The sequence below is a fragment of the uncultured Phyllobacterium sp. genome (genome assembly GCF_902479695.1).
Lineage (GTDB): Bacteria > Pseudomonadota > Alphaproteobacteria > Rhizobiales > Rhizobiaceae > Phyllobacterium > Phyllobacterium calauticae.
The window spans coordinates 1-4,269 of sequence record NZ_CABSQF010000090.1; the positions used below are offsets into that span (position 1 = coordinate 1).

Annotated in this window: 3 protein-coding genes; all 3 read right to left on the reverse strand. The window is 56.8% G+C overall.

What is annotated here, in order from left to right; all coding sequences use genetic code 11:
- Positions 1-196 precede the first annotated feature (196 nt).
- Positions 197-1,162, reverse strand: a complete 966-nt coding sequence (gene repB / locus RDL77_RS24705; RefSeq protein ID WP_288195135.1) for a plasmid partitioning protein RepB — start codon at positions 1,160-1,162, stop codon at positions 197-199.
- 82 nt (positions 1,163-1,244) lie between these two features.
- Complete coding sequence (repA, locus tag RDL77_RS24710) at positions 1,245-2,444, reverse strand: plasmid partitioning protein RepA (protein ID WP_105735049.1); 1,200 nt, start codon at positions 2,442-2,444, stop codon at positions 1,245-1,247.
- 361 nt (positions 2,445-2,805) lie between these two features.
- The coding region (locus RDL77_RS24715; RefSeq protein WP_288195136.1) for a GGDEF domain-containing protein at positions 2,806-4,269 on the reverse strand (1,464 nt) is incomplete at its 5' end.

A 4,269-nucleotide genomic window follows, 5' to 3' on the forward strand; every position in this document is an offset into this window, starting at 1 on the left:
CGCCCGAAGGGCGTCGTGAATGCATTCCCCGACTGCATCGTCTTCTACCTTTCAATAGGCAAAAGAAATCCATCCGCCCAAACGACGCCAAAAAGTCTTGACACTGATTCCCGGAAATGCGATTCTCGATCCTGCTAGAGATATGAGAGAAGCCTTCCAAGACAGAGATGTTTAGGTGGGCTTTTTTCTTGTGCGGTTAATCTCCTGTTTTTCCTACTGTTTCCGATTCCCTGAAGGCTCGATAGAGTTCGTCAAGGTTATCGGCAATATATGCACCGAAACGAGAAGCATTTCTGGCCTTCAACGCCAGTGTAAAGCTCTTTCCCGTATCTTTGATCTCTGCGTTAAGCGATTTATCCTTGGCCGCCCAGGTCTTCGTCCTGGAAGCGCTTGCTTTCGGCGCCGGCCGCTTCACATTGTTCAGGCAATCGAACAGGCGCGCAAACCGGTCATCGCTGTTCTCGACAGCAAAATCCGGAGAGTGAATGAACTCGGCCGCCCTCGCCTGATTTCCCGGCTGTTCCAGAAATTTGGAAAGCTGCCACCAGCGATCCCGCCCCGTTGCCTTGGCCGAGCCGATGGCAAGAACGATAGTCTCTGGAATGTGCGATGAAACCGACTGCATCTTGGAAAACGTCGTCGGATCAAGTGCCAGCGCCGATTTGATGACGGCGTGATCATAGCCAAGATCGCCCAGCCGCTTTGCAAACAGCGTCCGCTCGATAAAGGAGAGGTTTTGCCGCGCCGCGTTTTCCTGACCCTGCGCAATGACGTGATCCTGATCCGCCATCGGCTTGACCACGGCACGCACGAGCTTGCCGAGATGCCGTGCGACCTTAACCCGGCGATGACCGAAAACGATCTGGTAGTGACCCGATACGGAGGGGTGCGGGCGAACGAGAATGGGCGAATCCTGTCCCCTCTCCGCAATGGCAGCCAGCAGCTCCTGAAAAGCCTGATCGTCGTCATCGATGCGATCGGTGACAAACGAACCGTCGATCAGTTCCGGATCAAGTTCCACGACGCTGCCCTTGGCCAGTTCCTCGAACGAGCTCTTGATGGAGCGCGATGCACCCGTCACCACATAGGACAAAGCGTCGTTGCGTTCCGTCTGCGCGGGCGCCGGGTTCATCACGCTGCTGAAAATATCCTTCCGGGCCATCTAATTGCGTCCATTTCCAGTCATGCGGTTGATTTTTCTTGCGAAAATCAATGTTTTTACGGCAGTAAATCGTAGGTTCATGTCATCGGCCCCACGCACGATGCACGAGCGAGGCGATCTCGGCATTAACAGCGTCAAGTGACTCGATCGCCCGCTCATAGGTTGAGCGGGTGAAACTGTTCTTCTCCACTTCGTAGAGCGTCTGTTTGGTCAGGCCGGCATCCGATACCGCCGTGGATTTCAGCATGGCGTTGGCCAATATCTCTTCAGCCAGCATGGATTGCATGAAGCCCACCATCTGGGCCTGCGGAATATCCGTCGGTTCATAGCGGGTAATCAGGTAGCGGAACCAATCGAGTTCCACTTTCGCTCCCGCCTGCTTCACGGTCTTCAGGATACCGCCCAGCATGAGCAGGAACTGCGACATGGACATCAGATCCAGCATCTGCGGGTGCACGGTGATCAAAACCGCCGTGGCAGCCGACATTGCCGTCAGCGTGAGATAGCCGAGTTGCGGCGGGCAATCGACCACAACCACATCGTAGCGGTCATCGACGCTCTCAAGCGCGCTGGCGATGCGGGTAAAGAATTGCCGGCCTTCGCGCGATGCCTTGTCTTGCATCGCCAGCGGGGTATCGTACTCATACTCCTGCAGTTCGAGATTGGCCGGAATGATATCGAGCCCGGGGAAATTGGTCGGCAGGATCACATCGGCAATCGGCTTGCGCTGATCGTCATAGCGGATGGATTCGTATAGCGACAGATTCCGGTCCAGTTCAGGCTGGAAACCGTGCAGGGCGGAAAGGGACGCCTGCGGATCAAGATCGATCGCTAGAACCCGGTGGCCCGTCAACGCCAGATACTGCGCGAGATGCGCCGATGTCGTCGTCTTGCCGGAGCCGCCCTTGAAATTGACGACAGCGATCACCTGCAGCTTGTCGCCGGGCTTGCGGTGCGGCACATATTTTTTAACCTCGGTCCGGCCGTTGCGGTCGAGATAATGGCGCAGCTCCAGCATCTGCTCCGCGGTATAGGAACGCCGCCCGGACGCGGCCTGCGCCGGCACGGGGCCCTTGCCTTCCAGATGCAGCCGCTTGAGATTATTCTGGGTCACACCAAGATAGTGCGCCACTTCCGCCATGGAGAACTGCCGCAATGTCTTCTTGGCATTCGGCGGAAACTTTTCCATCCGAAGCTGGTTCAAGCGGCGTGAAATCTCTGCACCCTGATCAAGGATCTTGTCATCAAACTCAAACTTGGGCAGAGGTAGAGCGAAATTCATCGGAGACAAAACCTCTAATAGCGCTTTTTCAAAGCAAATCTTCTGAGAAGCGCCATTAAGCTCCGATTCGAACAAACCATCAAGAAATTTTAGGTTAACAGAAACTTAACAACAGTTTTGTCATGCAACACATGCGGAGCTTTGAATCCCGATGGATATCCCGCGGCGCTGGGGCATCCTGCATCAAAACATGAGTAACCCGCTGTTTTACCTACAAAAACACTGAGTATTTACTGCAGTAAATACGCCCTTGAACCGGACACCCGACGCAATCGGGGCAATCCATCCTTCAGCCGGGCGCCGTTTCACCATTGGAACCCGCCCAACTTATCCAATGATTTATCAGCAAGCGCGCCCGGAATCATGCGTTTTCAGCGTCGGTCTGGTCATCGGCGGCGAATCGAACGCGATTCCTGCCCTCCGACTTGGCGCGGTAGAGCGCGACGTCCGCCGCCTTGATGAGGTTCGGCCATCCGGCAGAGCCCAAGACGCCGCTGGCGACGCCGAAACTTGCGGTCATATTCAGACAAACACCGTCTGCCAGCCGAATCTCGTGCCGTTGCAGGGCGAGCCGGATGCGGCGAGCGCGCATGACGACGTCGGCAAGCTGGTCACCCGTCGAGAGAATGGCAAACTCCTCGCCGCCGAACCGGGCGATGACATCCGCCGACCGGACCATCGACCGCAGCAAGGCCGATACATCCTTGAGCACATGGTCTCCGGCCTGATGGCCATAGGTATCGTTGACGAGCTTGAAGTAATCGATGTCCAGAAGAATAAGACAGGCCGTCTCCGGCTGCTCATCCTTGTTTGCTGCGCTCTGACCGATCAGGTCGAGCGTGCGTCGGTTGAAGAGACCGGTCAAGCCGTCGGTTTCCGCCTGCTCTTTCAATTTGTCGGTCAAGATAGCCCGCTCATGCAGCTTGCCACGCAAAACCTGCAGCGCATCGAAAAGCCGACGCATTTCCCCGGCATAATGCTGCCTGTCGCCAAGTTTGACCGGCACGTCGTGGGCAAGGCCGATAACCTCTTCGCGCGCCTGCAGGAGCGGTGACAGGACGGACCGGTGCACCATATGAACAAGGCTCGCAAGAATGGCCAGTATCGCCGATGTTATGGCGACAACCATGATCAAGGTGCTTAAGGCACGATCACGCGTGTGCATGAACTCATCGATCTTGACGTTCAGAAACTCGCTGCGCAGGCTCTCCAGCGGTTGAAGCGTTTTGACAAAGCGGTCCGTGAACTGCTCCGCCGACATGGAATATTGCCCGGAGACCCGGCCTTCCGCGACAAGAGCATCGACCATGCCCAGACCCTTGCCGAAAAACACGCGCTCGATTTCCTCGCGCTTGCCGGCAAGACGGGAATCGCTGCGGAAGAGGGCGTCCTGCACGCCAATCAGGCGCCAGAGCTCATTGAGCCGCCCGCGCGTCCGGCTGCTGTCAATCAGGTGCTTGCGTTCCAGGGGATGATGCGTCGCTATAGGTGCCATGATCTGGGACGCGATGCGTCCGCCATATTCCCGGAGATCGCTCAGCATGTGGCCCGTCATCACGGATGCCGCGATGGCATCATCAGACCCGACAAGCTCATTGACATTCCAGGCCACGATCGACTGGAAATCGTCAACCACGGCAAACATGCCTTCAATCGCCTGCTGGACGTCGTTTGTAGTGCGCTGGTCAAATGGCATCGCAGCGACCCGATCGACATCCATTCTGGCGCGTTTGAGATCAACGCCCGTCTGTTCAAGCAGCCGGACGCGCGGGCGGCTCAATGAGCTCTGGCGCCTGATTGGCGTGCAGGACGCCCTCTTCCGCAG

What these genes read in the sequence shown, in the direction of transcription:
- repB (WP_288195135.1), bottom strand. Translation starts at nt 1,162, where the DNA reads ATGGCCCGGAAGGATATTTTCAGCAGCGTGATGAACCCGGCGCCCGCG.
- repA (WP_105735049.1), bottom strand. Translation starts at nt 2,444, where the DNA reads ATGAATTTCGCTCTACCTCTGCCCAAGTTTGAGTTTGATGACAAGATC.